Source organism: Microbispora sp. CA-102843 (assembly GCF_050936215.1).
In the GTDB taxonomy this organism is placed as follows: domain Bacteria; phylum Actinomycetota; class Actinomycetes; order Streptosporangiales; family Streptosporangiaceae; genus Microbispora.
Map to the genome: position 1 here is coordinate 680,001 of NZ_JBNJNF010000001.1, position 18,074 is coordinate 698,074.

16 protein-coding genes and 2 rRNA genes (1 of these 18 only partly in view) are annotated in these 18,074 nt (G+C 68.5%); 10 read left to right on the plus strand and 8 right to left on the minus strand.

Annotated features, from left to right (window positions below; genetic code table 11):
• The 6 genes from ACQEVJ_RS03275 to ACQEVJ_RS03300 form a co-directional block, all read left to right on the plus strand.
• Nucleotides 1–768, plus strand: a 23S ribosomal RNA gene (locus ACQEVJ_RS03275) (it extends 2,337 nt beyond the left edge of the window).
• Nucleotides 769–839: 71 nt separating this feature from the next.
• Nucleotides 840–956: ribosomal RNA gene (gene rrf / locus ACQEVJ_RS03280) — 5S ribosomal RNA — on the plus strand.
• Between the two features lie 439 nt (nucleotides 957–1,395).
• Nucleotides 1,396–2,649, plus strand: coding sequence for an ISL3 family transposase (locus tag ACQEVJ_RS03285; protein ID WP_433112536.1), 1,254 nt, complete (start codon nucleotides 1,396–1,398; stop codon nucleotides 2,647–2,649).
• Nucleotides 2,550–2,957, plus strand: a complete 408-nt coding sequence (locus ACQEVJ_RS03290) for an ISL3 family transposase (protein ID WP_433112539.1) — start codon at nucleotides 2,550–2,552, stop codon at nucleotides 2,955–2,957. Before ACQEVJ_RS03285 ends, ACQEVJ_RS03290 begins: the two co-directional genes overlap by 100 nt.
• 834 nt (nucleotides 2,958–3,791) lie before the next feature.
• The gene (locus ACQEVJ_RS03295) at nucleotides 3,792–3,959 is read left to right on the plus strand and encodes a hypothetical protein (protein WP_433097002.1); all 168 of its coding nucleotides are present in this window, start codon (nucleotides 3,792–3,794) and stop codon (nucleotides 3,957–3,959) included.
• 431 nt (nucleotides 3,960–4,390) lie between these two features.
• Complete coding sequence (locus ACQEVJ_RS03300) at nucleotides 4,391–4,774, plus strand: cell division protein SepF (RefSeq protein WP_433097004.1); 384 nt, start codon at nucleotides 4,391–4,393, stop codon at nucleotides 4,772–4,774.
• Between the two features lie 220 nt (nucleotides 4,775–4,994).
• On the opposite strand, the gene ACQEVJ_RS03305 is transcribed toward ACQEVJ_RS03300, so the two are convergent.
• The 4 genes from ACQEVJ_RS03305 to ACQEVJ_RS03320 form a co-directional block, all read right to left on the minus strand.
• Nucleotides 4,995–6,308: a hypothetical protein gene (locus tag ACQEVJ_RS03305; RefSeq protein ID WP_433112542.1), complete on the minus strand. Its 1,314-nt coding sequence runs from the start codon at nucleotides 6,306–6,308 to the stop codon at nucleotides 4,995–4,997.
• Between the two features lie 268 nt (nucleotides 6,309–6,576).
• On the minus strand, nucleotides 6,577–8,298 hold the full coding sequence (gene argS, locus ACQEVJ_RS03310; protein WP_433097006.1) for an arginine--tRNA ligase: 1,722 nt from the start codon (nucleotides 8,296–8,298) through the stop codon (nucleotides 6,577–6,579).
• Nucleotides 8,299–8,349: 51 nt separating this feature from the next.
• A complete protein-coding gene (gene plsX, locus ACQEVJ_RS03315; RefSeq protein WP_433097008.1) occupies nucleotides 8,350–9,378 on the minus strand; it encodes a phosphate acyltransferase PlsX in 1,029 nt (342 codons plus the stop codon).
• Nucleotides 9,379–9,395: 17 nt separating this feature from the next.
• Entirely contained in the window at nucleotides 9,396–9,965 is a 570-nt protein-coding gene (locus ACQEVJ_RS03320; protein WP_433097010.1) for a DUF1707 SHOCT-like domain-containing protein, read from the minus strand.
• A 388-nt stretch (nucleotides 9,966–10,353) separates the two neighbouring features.
• On the opposite strand from ACQEVJ_RS03320, the gene ACQEVJ_RS03325 reads away from it, so the two are divergent.
• Complete coding sequence (locus ACQEVJ_RS03325; protein ID WP_433097012.1) at nucleotides 10,354–11,313, plus strand: hypothetical protein; 960 nt, start codon at nucleotides 10,354–10,356, stop codon at nucleotides 11,311–11,313.
• A gap of 164 nt (nucleotides 11,314–11,477) precedes the next feature.
• Here ACQEVJ_RS03325 and ACQEVJ_RS03330 read toward each other — a convergent pair whose 3' ends face one another.
• From ACQEVJ_RS03330 to ACQEVJ_RS03345, 4 genes are all read right to left on the minus strand, one after another.
• Nucleotides 11,478–11,648, minus strand: a complete 171-nt coding sequence (locus ACQEVJ_RS03330) for a hypothetical protein (protein WP_433097014.1) — start codon at nucleotides 11,646–11,648, stop codon at nucleotides 11,478–11,480.
• A 61-nt stretch (nucleotides 11,649–11,709) separates the two neighbouring features.
• Nucleotides 11,710–12,246 (minus strand): YbhB/YbcL family Raf kinase inhibitor-like protein, encoded by a 537-nt coding sequence (locus ACQEVJ_RS03335; protein ID WP_433097016.1) that lies wholly within the window; start codon nucleotides 12,244–12,246, stop codon nucleotides 11,710–11,712.
• A gap of 19 nt (nucleotides 12,247–12,265) precedes the next feature.
• A complete protein-coding gene (locus tag ACQEVJ_RS03340) occupies nucleotides 12,266–13,057 on the minus strand; it encodes an ABC transporter ATP-binding protein (protein WP_433112545.1) in 792 nt (263 codons plus the stop codon).
• A 22-nt stretch (nucleotides 13,058–13,079) separates the two neighbouring features.
• The gene (locus ACQEVJ_RS03345) at nucleotides 13,080–13,985 is read right to left on the minus strand and encodes an ABC transporter permease (protein WP_142563547.1); all 906 of its coding nucleotides are present in this window, start codon (nucleotides 13,983–13,985) and stop codon (nucleotides 13,080–13,082) included.
• Nucleotides 13,986–14,382: 397 nt separating this feature from the next.
• On the opposite strand from ACQEVJ_RS03345, the gene ACQEVJ_RS03350 reads away from it, so the two are divergent.
• The 3 genes from ACQEVJ_RS03350 to ACQEVJ_RS03360 all read left to right on the plus strand — a co-directional run bounded on the left by ACQEVJ_RS03350 (nucleotide 14,383) and on the right by ACQEVJ_RS03360 (nucleotide 18,062).
• Entirely contained in the window at nucleotides 14,383–16,062 is a 1,680-nt protein-coding gene (locus ACQEVJ_RS03350; RefSeq protein ID WP_433097018.1) for a peptide ABC transporter substrate-binding protein, read from the plus strand.
• A gap of 133 nt (nucleotides 16,063–16,195) precedes the next feature.
• Nucleotides 16,196–17,122 carry an ABC transporter permease gene (locus ACQEVJ_RS03355; RefSeq protein ID WP_433097020.1) on the plus strand — a complete coding sequence of 309 codons (927 nt, stop codon included), beginning with the start codon at nucleotides 16,196–16,198 and terminating at the stop codon, nucleotides 17,120–17,122.
• A complete protein-coding gene (locus ACQEVJ_RS03360) occupies nucleotides 17,115–18,062 on the plus strand; it encodes an ABC transporter permease (RefSeq protein ID WP_433097022.1) in 948 nt (315 codons plus the stop codon). The genes ACQEVJ_RS03355 and ACQEVJ_RS03360 overlap by 8 nt, the downstream gene beginning before the upstream one ends.
• Nucleotides 18,063–18,074 lie beyond the last annotated feature (12 nt).

Here is an 18,074-nt window from a genome sequence, read left to right on the forward strand (position 1 = left end):
GAAGCTCTGACGCTAGTCAGGGTGGAGTCATTGGTGAAATACCACTCTGGTCGTTTTGGACGTCTAACCCGCGCCCGTGAATCCGGGTGGGGGACAGTGTCTGGTGGGTAGTTTAACTGGGGCGGTTGCCTCCTAAAAGGTAACGGAGGCGCCCAAAGGTTCCCTCAGCCTGGTTGGCAATCAGGTGTCGAGTGTAAGTGCACAAGGGAGCTTGACTGTGAGACTGACGGGTCGAGCAGGAGCGAAAGCTGGGACTAGTGATCCGGCATCGGCGTGTGGAAGCGGTGTCGCTCAACGGCTAAAAGGTACCCCGGGGATAACAGGCTGATCTTCCCCAAGAGTCCATATCGACGGGATGGTTTGGCACCTCGATGTCGGCTCGTCGCATCCTGGGGCTGGAGTAGGTCCCAAGGGTTGGGCTGTTCGCCCATTAAAGCGGTACGCGAGCTGGGTTTAGAACGTCGCGAGACAGTTCGGTCCCTATCCGCTGCGCGCGCAGGAGACTTGCGAGGGGCTGTCCCTAGTACGAGAGGACCGGGACGGACGAACCTCTGGTGTGCCAGTTGTTCCGCCAGGAGCACGGCTGGTTGGCTACGTTCGGTAGGGATAACCGCTGAAAGCATCTAAGCGGGAAGCTCGCCTCAAGATGAGGTCTCCCACCACGAGAGTGGGTAAGGCCCCCTAGAGATGATGGGGTTGATAGGCCGGAAGTGGAAGCGTAGTAATGCGTGGAGCTGACCGGTACTAATAGGCCGAGGACTTGACCATAATATGCTCGCGTCCACTATGTGATCTCAGAGACAGCAACCATTGCTTGGTGGTTGTGTGTTTCATGGGGTTACGGCGGTCATAGCGGCAGGGAAACACCCGGTTACATTCCGAACCCGGAAGTTAAGCCTGTCAGCGCCGATGGTACTGCACCGGGGACGGTGTGGGAGAGTAGGACACCGCCGGACAATCTTTCATGCGGTAGGGCCACCCTGGTTTGGGGTGGCCCTACCGCATTTTCGGGACCATTTTCAGCCGCCACCGTTGGTGGGGTGTGGGAGATGGTGTGTGGTGGGGGTGCCCCGGCCGGTTGGCCGGGGCTTTCGCATTTCCAGAGGCTCCGCCCGCGGGGTGTGGTGGTGCGTTCCATGGCGTCCTGGTGGCGTCCTCCTGGGTGCGACCGTGTGCCGCGACAGGCTGGGCCGGCGCGAGGCGGCGGGCCGAGATGACAGGGCGGCGTGGTGCCGCCGCTTTGCCGGAACCGTAGAGGGTCAGTATTCGGGCTCTGGCACTAGTTTTGTGATTTTCCCGCGCTCGGCTGCAAGGCGTTGCTGATCATGCTGATTGACGATCTCTGAGTTGCTCGCGGTTCTCTTCCCTCACCTGGCCTGCCTGCAGATTGACGAGGTGTGCCGGTCCGGCAGGTCGGTACGGATACGAGCCAGGACCCGCGCTTCGCAAGCGGCGTGCTCGCGGTGCGGGACGATCTCCCAGCGCGTGCACAGCAGCTACGAGCGGCGGGTGTGCGACAGCGCGGTCGGCGGCCAGGAGACGGTGCTCCACCTGCGGGTACGGCGGTTCCGGTGCGGCAACGACGACTGCACTGTGAAGACCTTCGCCGAGCAGGTGCCCGGACTGACCATCCGCTACGGCCGCTACAGCGTCCCGCTCCGCACGCTGCTGCAGACAATCGCCCTGGCCCTGGGTGGCCGGGCGGGTGCCCGGCTCACCTGCCGCCTGGCCGCCACGGTGAACCGGATGACGCTGATCCGGATGATCCGATCCCTGCCCGATCCCCAGCCGGGCGACGGGCCACAGGTGCTGGGCGTGGACGACTTTGCCCTGCGCCGCGGCCGCACCTACGGCACGATCCTGATCGACATCACCGCCAGCCGGCCGGTCGACGTGCTGTCCGAACGCTCATCCGACGCCCTGGCCGCCTGGCTGCGCGAGCGTCCCGGCGTGGAGATCATCTGCCGGGACAGGGCCGGCTGCTACGCCGACGGCGCCGCCCGGGGTGCCCCGCAGGCGATCCAGGTCGCCGACCGGTGGCACATGTGGGCAAATCTGGGTGACGCCGTCGAGCGCACCGTCACCAAGCACCGCGCTCACTTACGGGACCTGCCGGTCGTCACCCCGCCGGTCGAGGTGACGGCACCGGCCCCGGCGCCGGTCGCCGCCCCACCTGCAGGCGAACCCGCTTGCCCGGAGCGGCGGCCCGGCCGTCTGGCCGAGTGGACCCGCCACCGGCACGCCCTCGTCCACCAGTTGCTCGGGCAAGGCCGCGACCTGCGCGCAATCGCCCGCGAGCTGAAGTTGGCCCGTAACACCGTCCGGCGCTTCGCCCGCGCGAGCAGCCGGGAGGAGTTGCTCGTGCACAACGGCACCGGCAAACGCCCCAAGATGATCGAGGAGTACGCCGGCTACCTGCGGCAGCGCTGGGAGCAGGGCTGCACCAACGCCGAGCAGCTCTATCAGGAGATCACGGCCATGGGCTACCGCGGCAAGGCCACCTGGTGCGCCAGCTCGTGGAGCCCTGGAGGTCACAGACCAGCATCGCCCTGCCGCCACCCCCGCCCACCGTCCGCCAGGCCACCGGCTGGTTCCTCCGCCACCCCGACGCACTCGACGCCGACGAGCACCAGCACCTGCAGACCTTGACCGCGGCCTGCCCGGCCCTGGCCGCGCTCCGCGAGCACGTCCGCGCCTTCGCCCAAATGATGATGCGGCTCACCGGTGACGGCCTGGAGCAGTGGATGAAGCGGGTCCAGGCCGACGACCTGCCGGAACTGCCCTCCTTCGTCACAGGGCTGCGGCGCGACTTCGACGCCGCCAAAGCCGGCCTGACCCTGCCCCACAGCTCCGGGAAGGTGGAGGGCCACTTCAACCGCGTCAAGATGCTCAAGCGGCAGATGTATGGCCGGGCCAACCCCGATCTCCTGCGCAAACGCGTCTTCCTCGCCGACTGAGGCGGGTCAACGCACGGAATCAGTGCCAGAGCCAGCATTCGGCGTCCGTTGACGAGGGGGATGTGGTGCCGCCGTGGGTGGGCGCGAGCAGCAAGCGGGAGGAGCGGAGCGGGCGGGAGGGAGGACCGCAGCGAAGGCCCAGCGGAGCGGGCTTCGCGAGGACCGGACCTTCCGGCCGGCGCAGTGACGTCCCACCCCACCCGGCCAACACGCCCCACCGTGAGACCTCCCGCCGCCGGGCGCAGCGACAAGACCTACAGGCCGTCTCCAGCGGCGGCCGGCGAGACGCCGGAACCGACGGCCGTGGGCACGCCCGCGCTCGGCAAGCGGATGCAGCACTTCCTACGCCCGTAACCAACCTTGTCCCGTCTCCCCGCCTCGCTGTCCCCCCGTCGAGGTGCATGAGGACTCCTCGGCGTTTCTACGCCCAGCAGACGCTCTGAGCGACACGCCGTTGTCTGGCCCCGAATTTTCAAGGGCTGGGCCATCGACCGGCCCACTGCACGCGCGAGAGAATCGGCGGGTGCTTCTGGAGAGACCACGGCTGTGCGAACGCTGCTCCCGGCCCGCCGAGTCCGGGGACGCGCGGCTGATCGTCGCCTATCGTTCTCGGCCGCGGCGGCCGCACGGTGTCGGACGACGCCCTGTTCGGTCAGCTCGCCGAGAACCGGCACCGGTCACCAGCACGCGTCGCCGGTGTCTCCCATCGGCCGCGAGACCGGAGAGGCGTCCAGGCCTTGCGGCCTGCACCGGCTTCACGGCCTGCACCGGCTTCACGGCCTTCCCACGCTTCTCAGTGCTCTCAGCCTTCTCAGAGTTCTCCATGCTCCCCTCGTGGAGCGTGAGCAGGATGCGGGTCTGTGCCGCTTCGAAAACCGTGAGCCGGTCGAAATGGTGCTCGATATCGGTTCCACGGGAGACGCTGCGAGGAAAGAGTTTTCCATGGCCGTTCCCCCAATTGCGGCGACTCCCGTTCGCGGGCTGGCGTCCGGAGAGCGGTGATATGCGCCACACGCCGCTGTCGAAAACATTTTCGAAATGTGAATTCGGAGCGTCTCCGCGCGCAATTCGATCTTCATTGCAGCCGCCTCGATTCGCGCCTCTCGGTGACGCCATACGGGGTTCTACCAGCAAGATCGTATTTTGGGAACCCGGCATCGGCGGCGTCCGTTGTGATCTACTGAAGGCCTGCCGTCGTTCGAGGTGACTGTGAGAAATGTTTGCGAAGGGTTCCATGGGGTAGGCGGGTTCGCGAGTTACCCTGGAAGGGCTGACGGAATTGACGACGAAGACACACATGCCCGGCCTCCACATTATCCAGCCAACAACACTTAAACGGCCGGGCGTGTCGGCGGGGGTTCGCTGAATCGTCGATTACGGTCCCGTGTATCGGGACGAGCCCGGAAAAGGACAAGCCGGAAAAGGACGAACCGATGGGGGCTGTGCGCAAGGTGGCGAGCTACCTTGGCCTGGGTGGGGCAGAGCAGTACGACGACGAGACCTACGCCGAGGACGAGTACGAGGACGACTGGATGCCGGCGGCCGAGCGTGCCGCCAAGCGCTGGCACCCCAACGCCGACCCGGCCCGTATTGTCATGGTCCGCCCGCAGAAGTATGACGACGCCCTGACGATCGGCCGGCACTTCCGCGAGGGCCACACGGTGGTCATGGACGTGGCGAGCATGTCGATGGCGGAGGCCACACGAATGGTGGACTTCGCCGCGGGCTTGGCCTACGGCTGTGAGGGACGTATCGAGCGGATCGCGGACAAGGTCTTCCTGATCACACCGGCGACGGTGGAGGTCTCCACCGCCTGAACCGCCGGTCAGAGTCCGAACCCTGTGCCCGCCGCCCACTCCGGTCGGCGGGCACAGTCGTCCGCGGCGCCGGCGCTTACGCAATCAGCACGCCCCAGCGCAGGCGTCGGCCTCCTACACGGCCCGGCGTAGTAGCCGTAGCGCAGGTGTCGACGTCCCACGCGGCCCGCAGACCCCGGTGCAGGCGCCAGCCCTTACACGGTCTGCAGAGCCCGGTGTCCTACGCGGCCCGCGGGCCCCGGCGCAGGAGGGTGGACACCTCGGCGAGGTCGCGGGCGGCGGCGGAGGCGCGCTCCTCCGACTCCCTGGCGTACTCGTGCAGGGCCCAGACGGCCTTGTCGGCGAGGTCGGTGAGCTTGCCCGCCCGTGTCTGGACGTACCGCACGTCGGAGTGTTCCCGGACGCGGTGCCGCCAGAGCAGATGCCCGCCCACGGCGGCGATCAACAGGCCGACGAGGGCGAGCGGCGGCGAGACCACGAGCCCGGCGACCAAGACGACGACGGCGAGGACCAGGAGGACGTATCCGGGCCAGGGCCGGGTGCGTTTCGGCACGCACTCGGTGACGAGCCGCTGCTCGGCCGCCGCCATCGACTCCTGGTCGGGGCCCTCGGGTCTGAGCCTGATCGGATAGCCGAGGATCGGCACATCCAGGGTGTCGGGCGGCGGCTCGCTCACCACCTCGACGAGGGACTCCGCCGCCGCCCTGACCGCCGGCGCCGCCACGTGCAGGGCGAGCGCGGACAGGTGGGGATCGGCGTCGGGACCCAGGTCCTGCAGCAGATGCCCGGTGAGCGAGCTCAACGGCCCTTCCTGGCCGCCCTGGCCGGCCAGGGCGCGGAGCACGGCCAGCGGCTCGTCCTCGGCCCACACCGTGCCGCGTACGACCTTGGTGACCTCGCCTGCCTGCCGGGTGGAGGTGATCTCGGTGCAGCGCTCGCGCAGGCGGCACAAGGTGACCGACGCCCGTAGCGACCGCTCGATCTCGGCGACCTTCGCCAGTTCGGGGAACGCCTCCAGAGAGGCGGGCACGGACGTCTCCGGCAGACCGGGCACGAGGGCCTTCAGCCACCGGTCGTCGGTGGCCGGCACGTCCACCGCGTCGAGCTTGCGCAGTACGAAGATCTTGCCCACCGGTCCGTACGCCCCGCGGGCGGCGGCGAGCCACAGCGCCCGTTGGCCGGGAGCCACCGGACGGTCTTCGGACAGGTTGCCGAAGGCGGTGCCCAGCCAGGAGGCGTGGATCCGGTCGCCGTGGCCGCAGACGGCGAGGGCCAGACACAGGAACAGGGCGGTGCGCCGCTCGTCCAACTGGTTGGCCAGGGCCAGCGGCTCCAGGGCGTCCTTGCCGGACAGGATGAGGACGAGGGCCTCGACGGTGGGCCCCAGCCAGTAGCCCGGCACGTCGGTGATCCCCGGCGGCAGGTCGGGCACGGTCCCGTCGGCCGCCAGGCTGACGATCAGCGCCTCGGCGTAGCGGTGCAGCTCCGTGGCCTCGGCCAGGTTTCCAGGGTCCGGACTTGTGGTCAGGTCCATGCTCACGCGGAACGCTCCCCGAGGGCTCGGCTGGCACTCCCTTGACCGCGCCAGACTAGACGCTTGGTGCGACAGTCACGGATGAGGCGCGCCGTGGACGAGCCTGACCCGCGGAAACCGAGAGGCCGGGCCGCCCTGGACTGGAGAGCGGCGGTACGGGCGGCCGGCCGTGGTCGGGCGGGAATGCCGTCCCCGGCCTCGGAGACGGCGTCTCCGGCGCCGGGGACACTTTCCCCGGTGTCCGCCGAAGCGGAATCCGGCACCTCGCTCACATCCGCTCGGGGACTTCGATGCCGAGCAGGTCGAGCCCGCGCAGCAGCACACGCAGAGTGAGCGCCGACAGAGCCAGACGCGACTGCCGTACGGACTCCTCCTCGGCCTTGAGGACCGGGCAGCTCTCGTAGAACGAGGTGAACGCCTGGGCCAGGTCGAACAGGTAGTTGCACAGCCGGTGGGGCTCGGACAGCTGGGCGACGGCGGCGACGACCGAGCCGAAGCCGAGCAGCTGCAGCGCGAGCGCCCGCTCGGCCGGATGGCCCAGCGTGATCGGGCCGGTGACCGACTGCGGGTCGATCCCGCCGTTGCGGAAGATCGACCGGATGCGGGCGGTGGCGTACTGGAGGTACGGCCCGGTGTTGCCGGTGAGGGCGAGCATGCGGTCGAAGTCGAACACGTACTCGCTGTCGTGGCTGACCGACAGGTCCGCGTACTTGACGGCGCCCATGCCGACCTGGCGCGCGATCTGCCGGCGGGCCTCGGGGTCGTACCCGCGGTCGGCGATGACGGCCTCGGCGCGGACGACGCCCTCGTCCAGCAGCTCGGTGAGCTTGATCGAGGCGCCGCTGCGGGTCTTGAACATCTTGCCGTCGCTGCCGAGCACGCTGCCGATCTGGACGTGCTCCGCCTTGACGTCGTCGTGCAGCCAGCCGGCCATCCGCGCCGCGGCGAAGACCATCTGGAAGTGGAGCGACTGGGTGGCGCCCACGACATACAGGATGCGGTCGGCCTTCAGGTCGCGCACCCGGTAGCGGATCGCGGCGAGGTCGGTCGTGGCGTAGCCGTACCCGCCGTCGCTCTTGCGGACGATGAGCGGCAGCGGCTGGTCGTCGCGGCCCTTGAAGCCGGGCGGGAACACGCAGAGCGCGCCCTCGCTGATCTCGGCCACGTCCGTGCGCTCCAGTTCGTCGCAGACGTCGGCGAGCATGGGGTTGTACATGCTCTCGCCGGCGATGTCGTCGTCGGTCAGCGTGACGCCGAGCGTCCGGTAGACCTTGTTGAAGTAGCGGTTGCTGTAGTCGACGAACTCGCGCCAAAGGCGCAGGGTCTCCGGGTCGCCGCCCTGCAGCAGCGGCACCCGGCGGCGGGACCGCTGCTGGAACTCGGGGTCGGTGTCGAACTTGTGCCGCGCCGCCTGGTAGAAGGCGTTGCCGTCGCCGGCGGCCAGCATGCCGAGCGCCTCCTCCTCGCCGATGTCGAGGAGGTGCTCGATGAGCATGCCGAACTGCGTGCCCCAGTCACCGAGGTGGTTCTGCCGGATCACCTGGTTGCCCAGGTGCTCATGGGTGCGCGCGAGGGTGTCGCCGACGATCGTGGTGCGCAGGTGGCCGACGTGCATCTCCTTGGCGGCGTTCGGCGCCGAGTAGTCGACGATCACGGTCTGCGGGGCCGGCTGCGGCACGCCGACGCGCTCGTCGAGCAGCCGCTGCGCCGCCTGCTCGGCGATCCAGCCGTCGCGCAGCGTCAGGTTGAGGAATCCGGGCCCGCTGACCTCCACGCTCACGTCGGCCGTGTCGAGGTGGTCGGCGATGGCCTGGGCGACCTCCCGCGGGGCACGTCGGAGCCGCTTGGCCAGGCTGAGCGCGACGTTCGCCTGATAGTCGGCGAACTGAGAGGGCCTGATCAGCGGATCTTCGGTGGCGTACTCCGTACCGAAGGCGGAACCCAGCGCCTGCTGGACCCGCTCGGTGAGCACGAGCTGCGGGTCGGTCATGCACCAAGCTTATCGGCGCGCACCTTCTGTCCGCCGTTCCATATCCGGTGGTCACCAGCGGCGGTGGGACTTGTTGGTGGAGGCGATCCGCTCGCCGATCCTGGCGACGATGCCCTGGGCCGACAGGCGGGCCGCGAGCTCGCAGGCGGCGGCCACGCCGCGCGCCCGCGACGAGCCGTGCGCGATCACCACGGTGCCGTTGAGGCCGAGCAGTACGGCCCCGCCGTGCGCCTCCGGATCGAGCCGGCCGGCCAGCTCCCGGAGCCGGGCCCGCTGCAGCATCCCGCCGAGCCTGGCCACCCGGCTCTCCGCGATCGTCTCTCTGAGCTGCTCGAAGGCGTACCGCACGGTGCCCTCGACGGTCTTGAGCGCCACGTTGCCGGTGAACCCGTCGGTGACGACCACGTCGACCTTCCGGTTGAGCAGGTCGTGCCCCTCGACGTTGCCGGTGAAGTCGACGCCGGGCGTGGCGGCGAGCAGTTCGTGGGCCCGTTTGGCGAGCTTGTTGCCCTTCTCGGCCTCGGAGCCGATCGTGAGCAGGCCGACGCGGGGGCGGTGTATGCCGAGCGCCGTCTCGGCGTACGCCACGCCGAGGTGGGCGAACTGCACCAGCATCTCCGGCTTGGCGTCGGCCGTGGCGCCCGCGTCGAGCAGCACGGTCGGCTGGGGCAGGGTCGGCAGGCCGACCGCGATCGCGGGGCGCATGACTCCCTGCTGGGCTCGCAGCCGCAGCCGGCCGGTGGCGACGACGCCCGCTGTCGACCCGGCGGACACGACCGCGCAGGCGTCGCCGCGCCGTACGAGATGGCAGGCGATGGCGATGCTGGAGCGGGGCCGTCTCAGGCTCGCCAGCGCGCCCTCGTCCATCGCCAGCGCCTCCTCGGCGCGCACGATGGGGATCTCGGTGACCGCGTGGTGCCGGGCCAGCTCCTGGTAGAGCAGGCGGGGATGACCGACGAGCACGACGGGCACGTCCCGCTCCCGAACGGCCTGTACGGCTCCCGCGACGATCTCCCCGGGCGCGTTGTCGCCGCCCATGGCGTCGAGGGCCACGGGCAGCGCACGGCCGGCGGGCTGCATGGCCGCATCGTAGGCCGTCAGCGACGGGTCCCGCGGTAGACCACGATCTTGCCGAAGCGCGCGTTGCCGGTGACGCGGATGAGCGGGCCGTCGCCGTCGCCGTTCCCTCCGGTCACCGAGCGCTTCGAGAAGACCGCGCTGCCCTCGTCGACCACCCTGGCGTTGGCCGGCACGGTGACGATGAGCTTGCCGCAGAAGGAGTTCAGCTCCAGGGTCACCTCACGGCCGGGCAGGACCGCGTCGCTGAGATCCACGATCAGCGCGCCGAAGACCGAGCTGAGTTCGGTGTGCCGCCCGGCGATCCAGCGCCCACGCCGTATGATCTTGCTGAACACCGCGGAGACCCGGTGCCGTTCCGTGGAGAGCGCAGCCGGTGGATGGGACACGTCGGGCAGGTCCCTGGTCAGGGGGACGAGGTCGCCGATGGTCACGGCGCTGTAGGTGGCGTCGAGCCTGTCGGCGTGCTCGACGCTCGTCAGGCGGCCGGTGGCCAGCGCCTCACCGAGGACGGCCGCGACCTGGTCGCGGTCGGCGTCCGAAGCGCGCTGTGCGGGGTCGTCGCCCGCGTACGGCGTGAGGGAAGTCACCTCGCCAGCGTAGCTCTTATCGAGATATGTCGCGATACGGCGGCTTCGTGGCCGGTCCCGGTCCTGCCGGGTCGCGACGCCCGTCGGCGCGTCGCTAAAAGTGAGCGGAAAGATCTGCGGGGGGGCCTGGGCGCGGTGTTTACCGTCGCTTTCTCCTGAGGCGGGATTGGGGTGACCGCGAAGTGGTCGTCCGGTGCTCGATATACCGACTTTCCCGGCGGGGTGCCCGCCGGGCATCCCCTGGTCGGCAGGGCTTTCCGCCGTGATCGGCAGTGATAGAAATGCCGACGTCTTTGTCGGCGTGCTCGCCGACGCACGGGGGTTCTTGGGTTCGTCATTCCCACTCTCGTGAAAAGGAATATGAACCGGGGGCAAGTCAATGAAACGAGTGGTTAGGACAGCCGTCGTCGCCGTCACGATCGGCATCGCCGGCATGCTGGCCGCGCCCGCGCAGGCCGACGTGTGCGCGCAGAAGTGCACGGAGCACCGGGTCACGGCGCTGGCGAGGCTTCTGGCCGATCTGCAGGGCACGGCCGTCGCCGGGGCGACGGGCGGCGTCGTCGCACAGGCCGACGCGGCCGCCGAGGTGGCGGTGAACCTGACCGCTGACATCAGGGCCGACCTCGTCGCGGTCGCGAATCTCACCGGCACCGTGACGGCCAGTCTGTGCGCCGAGGCGAACGCGCAGATCAGCGCGGCGGCCGACATCGCGGCCGACATCGTGGCCGACGCCGCCGTCACCGTCAACGCCAACGTCGTCGCCAGGCTGGAGGCCCACCTGACGGCCGCCCTGACCGCGGTCGCGAGTGTCAACGCCGACGTCATCGCGGCCGTCGCCGCCAAGGTGGACGTCGCCGCGGTCGTCGCCGCCCAGGTCGGCAAGCCGGTCGTCGCGGCCTCCGGCCAGGCCGCCGCCGCCGTGGACGCCTCGGCCGCGGCCGTCGCCACTGTGGGCGCCACGGTCCGCGCCGGGCTCAACGTCACCGCCAGGCTCAACGCGCTGCTCAGCCTCAAGGGCGCCGTCGCGGCGACCGCCGGCAGCGCGGGCGGCCTGCTGTCGCTGGTGCCGTGCGAGACTCCGGCGGACCGCGCCGTGAGCAGCACCCAGACGACGACCGCCGAGGCCGCCGCCCGGGCCGACGCCAACGCCCACGCGGTCACCAGGACCGCCCAGAACACCACGGACGCTCCGGCGCAGGGAGCCGCCGCAACGGTGGGAGCGGCGGCCGAGCTCGCCACCTCCGCGACGGCCACGGCCGACGCCGCGGCGTCGAGCGCGGTCTCGTCCGCCCCGGGCACGATGACCGGCATCGCGCCGACCGGACGCCAGGGTGGATACGGCAGGTGAGCCACGCTTGAGGGCCTCCGCCGCCGTTGCGGCGACATGCCGGGCGGCACCGTGGCCCCGCGTACGGCAGGACCACAGGAAAGACGTCGATGACGAAAGCGGCCGGCGCCCCCGAGGGCGCCGGCCGTCCGGCGTCGCGCCCGGTCCCGTGGACGGGAAGGGCGCTAGTTCGGCGAGTCGAAAAGGGTGCGCAGGTGGGTGCGCCTGGCGATCTGGGCCTGCAGGCGGGCCATCTGCCAGTGCAGCTCGATGAGCTGCTCGGCGATCAGCCCGACGGGAAGCTCCGAGGGATCTTCGGCGGCCAGATTGTCGATCGCCGTCGCCAGGTCGCTCATCCGACCCTCCCCTATGTCGAATCTACGTTCGAATCATAGGGGAACGAGCGGCCCTCTCGCATCAGGTTTCGTACACAGGTGCGATATAGCCTCGGGCGAGCGTGTTGGCGGTGATGTTGAAGCCGACCACGGCCGGCGGCGTGTCGGTGTCCACGCCCAGGGACTCCACGCCCAGGGCGTGCACGGCGAACAGGTAGCGGTGCGGGTGGCCGGGGGGTGGCGCCGCTCCGCCGTACTCCTTTGTGCTGAAGTCGTTGCGCGCGTGCTTGGCGCCCTCCGGCAGCCCTTTGAAGTCGGGGCCGTTGCCCGCGCCCGCCGGCAGCTCGGTGACGGTGGCCGGGATGTCGTACAGCACCCAGTGCCAGAAGCCGCTGCCCGTCGGCGCGTCCGGGTCGAAGCAGGTGACGGCGTAGCTCCTGGTGCCCTCGGGGGCACCCGACCAGCGCAGATGCGGGGAGACGTTCTGCCCGCTCATGCCCCAGTCATTGAATACGTGAGCCTCGGGGAGCCGCTCGCCGTCGCGCACGTCGTCGCTCTCGACGGTCAGCGCGGGCACCTCGGGCAGATGGTCGTACGGGATCGGTGGCGGCGTCGGCACGTTCGCCCCTCCGTTTCTCTCAGGCCTTGTTGTACGCCTCCAGGACCTCCTGGGGGTCGCCTTCCATTCTGATCTTCCCCTTGTGCAGCCAGATCACCCGGTTGCACGTTTCCTCGATCACGTCGAGGTTGTGGGCGACCAGGAAGACCGTGCCGGCGGAGTCGCGCATCTGCTTGATGCGCTGCTGGCTCTTCTTCTTGAACTCGCGGTCGCCGGTCGCGAGGGCCTCGTCGATGAGCAGCACGTCGTGCGTCTTGGCGGAGGAGATGGCGAAGCGCAGCCGGGCGCCCATGCCGGACGAGTACGTCGACATGGGGAACTGGACGAAGTCTCCGATGCCGGAGAAGTCCACGATCTCGTCGTACTTCTCGCGCACCTCGCCCGGGCTCATGCCCATCGCGTAGCAGCCGAGGATGATGTTGCGCTCGCCCGTCAGCTCCTTCATGAGGGCCGCGTTGACGCCGAGCAGGGACGGCTGGCCGTTGGTGTAGACGGCGCCCTTGTGCGGGGGCAGGAGGCCGGCGATCGCGCGCAGCAGCGTCGACTTGCCCGAGCCGTTGCGGCCGATGATGCCGATGGCGTCGCCGTGGTGGGCGACGAAGCTCACGCCCTTGACGGCGTGGACCTCCTTCATCTGCGGCCGGCCCTGCCGCCGCAGGATGCGCATCAGCGCGCTGGCCGCGTTGCCCTTCTCGGAGTCGCTGGCCGAGCCGTACACCTTGTAGACGATGTGGAGGTCGTCGACGATGACGGTCGGGCTTCCGGCCTTGGGATTCTGCGGGTTCTGCGTCTCTGGGGTTTGGGGCGCCACCTGCGACAGCTCCTTGGTCAGCTCAGCCACGGCCGTACCTCTCCTCGGCCCGCCAGAAGTACCAGAAGCCGACGATCAGCGCGAACACTGCCCAGAATAGACAGGTGACCCACGCCCAGCGCTCGGGAAACCGCTGGTAGATCAGCAGGTCGCGCATGAACTCGATGTAGGCGGCGGCGGGGTTGAACTCCAGCGCCCACCTGAGGAAGTCCGGCAGGTCCTTGGTGCGGTCGTCGATCGCGTAGAAGACGCCGGAGGCGTACAGCCAGGTGCGCGTGATGAACGGCAGCAGCTGGTTCATGTCCCGCATGAACGCGCCGAGGCGGGCCATGAACATGCCCATGCCGATGTTGAAGACGAGCTGCATGAGCAGGACGACGGGGATCAGCAGCCAGAGCCAGCTAATCGGCTCTCCGGTGACGAGCACAAGGAGGACGAGCACGGCCATGGAGTAGCCGAGCTGCTGGAGCTCCTGGATCGTGTACGCCAGCGGGAGCGCGCCCCGGGGGAAGTGCAGCGCCCGGATGAGGGACAGGTTCGACGAGATGGACTTCGCCCCGCTGATCACCGTGCGCTGGGTGAAGGTGAATACCATGACCCCGGTGATGAGGAACGCCGGGTAGTTGTCGATCTTCTTGCTCTGCCCGAGGATGACGCCGAACATCAGCCAGTACACCGCGGCGTTGAGCAGCGGGGTCAGCACCTGCCAGAGCTGGCCGAGCATCGACTCGGAATACTTGGAGACGTTGCGCGAGGTGGCGTACGTGAGGATGAAGTGCCGCCGGTCCCACAGTTGGCGCAGGTAGGCGGGCATGCTGGGGCGTGCGATGGCGCGTCGTAGTCCGTGACGCTCGGCGAGCGCGGCCAGCGACTCCGGGGCTCGGCCGCCACCCTGGGCCTCCGCGAGCGCGGATTCCGGCTGGCTCATGGCATGGACTCTATTGGATGGAGGTCGGTGGGACGGCTGTCGCACCGAACGTGGCTGCGACTGGTCAAAGGTAGCCCAGGACATCCTGATCCGGGGACCGGGGCGCGGGTGTGGCCCCACGCCCGGTCAAAGGACCCACCGTCTGTCGGTATATGTACTCTAAAGGGGAGTTTGATGCCGTGCTGGGCATTTAAGGTTGGGCTCACAGGAATGTGTGTGACGCCCGACTGACGCACGTGTGACCGAACTGCAACGTGCCGGAGACTCCTCTGGTGCGCCCGGTAAGGGATGCTCCGGACGACTGGCAGGACGTCAGCTGGTTTGACGAAGCCCGGCAAACCGGGTGCCAACCAGCGCGAACGCCCATCCTTAGAGGGAGGACCAATCCACTATGCGCGTGACTAAGGGCGCAAAGATCGCCACCGGCACCGCGCTGCTTGCGCTCGGCGTCGCCGCGTGCGGCGGGGGCAGCGGCTCCAGTAGTGGCGGTGGGGACAACCCCCGGGCCGCCACGGGGACCGTCTACATCCGTGGTTGTGAGCCGCAGACCGGCTTCGTCCCCGGAAACATCAACGAGACCTGCGGCGGCACGATCAACGAGTTCGTGTACAGCCGGCTCGTCAAGTACAACTCGGACACGGCCGCTCCCGAGCTCGACCAGGCGGAGTCGATCGAGACCACCGACAACAAGGTGTGGACGATCAAGCTCAAGCCCGGTCTGAAGTGGACCGACGGCACACCGGTCACCGCGAAGAACTACGTCGACGCCTGGAACTACACCGCGTACTCGCCGAACGCCCAGCTCGGCAGCTTCTGGTTCGGTGACATCGTGGGCTACGACAAGGTCAACACGCAGGACCCCGACGGCCCCGACGGGCCGAAGGAGGCCCCGAAGCCGGAGACCGACAAGCTGGAGGGCCTGGAGGTCGTCGACGACCTCACCTTCAAGGTCACGCTGTCCGCGCCCGTCGCCGTGTTCCGCACCAAGCTCGGCTACACGAGCTTCGCGGCGCTCCCCGACGCCTTCTTCAAGGACCCGAAGGGCTTCGCGCAGAAGCCGGTCACCAACGGTCCCTTCAAGTTCGTGCAGTGGGACCACAACTCGCAGATCATCGTCGAGGCGAACCCCGACTACGCCGGGCCGGAGAAGCCCAAGGTCAAGAAGATCGTCTACAAGATGTACAAGGACGACAACGCGGCGTACGCGGACCTGGTCTCCAACAACCTCGACTTCACCGAGCTGATCCCGCCGTCGGCCCTCGCCGGCGACAAGTGGAAGACCGACCTCGGCGACCGCGCGATCGACGGTCAGCAGGGCGTCATCCAGACGGTCACCTTCCCGCTGTACGACAAGGAGTTCGGCGGCAACGCGGACTTCCGCAAGGCGGTGTCGTACGCGATCGACCGGAAGACGATCACCGACAAGATCTTCAACAAGGGCCGCGTGCCGATCAACGGCTGGGTCTCCCCGATTGTCGAGGGCTTCAAGGACGGCGGCTGTGGTGACCTGTGCACCTACAACCCCGCCAAGGCCAAGGAGTACCTCGCCAAGGCCAAGTCCGAGGGCTACACCCCGCCGGCCGAGTTCCCGATCTGGTCCAACGCGGACGGCACTCACAAGGAGTGGATCGAGGCCACGGTCAACAGCATCAACCAGGCCTTCGGTCCCGACGCCGGCGTGAAGTTCGTGCACAAGGACATGCCCACCTTCGCCGAGCTGCGCGACACCATCACGCAGCACAAGATCAAGGGCGCGTTCCGCACCGGCTGGCAGATGGACTACCCGCACATCGAGAACTTCCTGAACCCGCTGTACAAGACCGGCGCCTCCTCCAACGACGGTCTGTACGACAACAAGGAGCTCGACAAGAAGCTCCACGAGGCCGACACCGCCACCGATCCCGCGCAGGCCAACACCCTCTACCAGGAGGCCGAGGCTATGCTGCAGCAGGACATGCCCGCGATTCCGCTGTGGTCGTACGGTCTGCAGGCCGGCACCTCCAAGTGGGTGACCGGCGTGAAGGTCACCCCCTTCGGCGTGCTCGACCCGCTGTCGATCGCGATCAAGGAAGCGTAGGGACAGCTCGTAGGTGAACCCCCCGAGGCCGGTTCCCCACCGGGGCCGGCCTCGTGGGCTGTCCATTCGCGACTTCCCGTGTTGACCCACGGGGGTCGCATGTACGACCTTTAGCGTCAGATCGGAGGTGCGCATGGGCCGATACGCGATCCGGCGCCTGCTGCAACTCGTGCCTGTCGTGCTGGGCACGACCTTCATCATCAACTACATGGTCTGGCAGCTCCCAGGTGATCCGTTCGCCGGGAGATGCGGCCAGCGGCCCTGTCCGGACAGCTATGTCACCGCCATGCGCGAGCAGTTCGGCCTGGACCAGCCCATCCTGGTGCAGTACTGGAGCTTCCTGAAGAACCTGTTCACCGGGAACCTGGGCACCGACTTCAACGGCGTGTCCGTCGCGACCCAGCTCGGCGACGCCTGGCCGATCACCATCAGGCTCGCACTGATGGCGGTGCTCTTCGAGGCACTCATCGGGATCGGCGCCGGCGTGCTGTCGGGGCTCAAGCGCGGCGGCTTCCTCGACAACGTGGTGACGATCTCCACGCTGTTCCTGCTGTCGCTGCCCATCTTCGTCACCGGTTACCTGCTGCAGTGGATCCTCGGCGTGCAGTTCGGCGTGATCTCGCCGACCGTGACGGACGAGGCGACGATCCCCGAGCTGATCGTCCCGGCGCTCGTGCTGGCCAGCCTCAACATGGCGTTCACCGCGCGGCTCACCCGTACGAGCATCGTGGAGAACCTGCGCGCCGACTACGTGCGGACGGCCGTGGCCAAGGGACTGAGCAACCGGCGGGTGGTCGGGATCCACCTGCTGCGCAACTCGCTCATCCCGGTGCTGACGTTCCTCGGCACCGAGATCGGCTCGCTGATGTCCGGCGCCATCATCACCGAGGGCATCTTCAACATCCACGGCATCGGCGGCCTGCTCTGGCGGGCGATCAACGGCCAGGACTACACGATCGTGGTGCCCGTGGCCACGCTGCTCGTGCTCGTGTACCTGCTCTCCAACCTGCTCGTCGACCTCCTCTACGGCGTGCTCGACCCGAGGATCCGCTATGAGTGACCCGACCGCGACGCAAGACCTGATCAAGGGGGCGGACGACCCGACCGCGAGCCCGGTCGCAGTCCGGGACAGCCAGCGCAGCCTCTGGCGCGACACGTGGGACATCCTGAAGCGACGCAAGATCTTCTGGATCTCGCTCGTGATGCTGGTCGTGTTCCTCCTGATGGCGGCCTTCCCGTCGCTGTTCACGCACAAGGACCCGGAGTACGCCACGCTCGCCAAGAGCATGGAGCTGCCGAGCGCGGACGCGTGGTTCGGCTACGACCTGCAGGGGCGCGACGTCTACGCCCGCGCCGTGTACGGCGCCCGCACCTCGATCATCGTGGGTGTGCTGGCCACGCTGGCCACCGTCCTGCTCGGCGGCCTGACGGGCGTGCTCGCGGCCTACTTCGGGCGCTGGATCGATGCGATCGTCTCCCGCGTCGGCGAGATGTTCCTCGGCCTGCCGTACGTGCTGGGCGCGATCATCATCCTCGGCACCATCGCGCCGGCCCAGTCGAACCCCGGCAAGGCCATGATCATGGCGGTCGTGATCATCGTGCTCGCCCTGCTGGGATGGCCGATCCTCATGCGTATCGCCCGCTCGGCCGTGATCCAGGCAAAGCACCAGGACTACGTGCAGGCCGCCAGGGCGCTCGGCGCAGGCCCGCTGCGGATCATCTTCAGGCACCTGCTGCCGAACTCGATGGCGCCGATCCTCGTGTACTCCACGATCACGATCGGCAGCTACATCGGCGCCGAGGCCACGCTGTCGCTGCTGGGCATCGGCCTGCGCTCGCCGGTGATCTCCTGGGGTATCGCGATCGCCGACCACGCCTCGTACATGAGGACCGGGGCGCACGCGTTGCTCTTCCCCGCGGCGTTCCTGTCCCTGTGCGTGCTGACCTTCGTCATGCTCGGCGAAGCCGTACGCGACGCCCTCGACCCGAAGCTTCGATGAGGAGGCACAGCG

Excerpts from the sequence above, each read along its gene's own strand:
- ACQEVJ_RS03300 (WP_433097004.1), top strand. The coding sequence starts at position 4,391 with ATGGGGGCTGTGCGCAAGGTGGCGAGCTACCTTGGCCTGGGTGGGGCA.
- ACQEVJ_RS03305 (WP_433112542.1), bottom strand. The coding sequence starts at position 6,308 with ATGGACCTGACCACAAGTCCGGACCCTGGAAACCTGGCCGAGGCCACG.
- argS (WP_433097006.1), bottom strand. The coding sequence starts at position 8,298 with ATGACCGACCCGCAGCTCGTGCTCACCGAGCGGGTCCAGCAGGCGCTG.
- plsX (WP_433097008.1), bottom strand. The coding sequence starts at position 9,378 with ATGCAGCCCGCCGGCCGTGCGCTGCCCGTGGCCCTCGACGCCATGGGC.
- ACQEVJ_RS03330 (WP_433097014.1), bottom strand. The coding sequence starts at position 11,648 with ATGAGCGACCTGGCGACGGCGATCGACAATCTGGCCGCCGAAGATCCC.
- ACQEVJ_RS03345 (WP_142563547.1), bottom strand. The coding sequence starts at position 13,985 with ATGAGCCAGCCGGAATCCGCGCTCGCGGAGGCCCAGGGTGGCGGCCGA.
- ACQEVJ_RS03355 (WP_433097020.1), top strand. The coding sequence starts at position 16,196 with ATGGGCCGATACGCGATCCGGCGCCTGCTGCAACTCGTGCCTGTCGTG.
- ACQEVJ_RS03360 (WP_433097022.1), top strand. The coding sequence starts at position 17,115 with ATGAGTGACCCGACCGCGACGCAAGACCTGATCAAGGGGGCGGACGAC.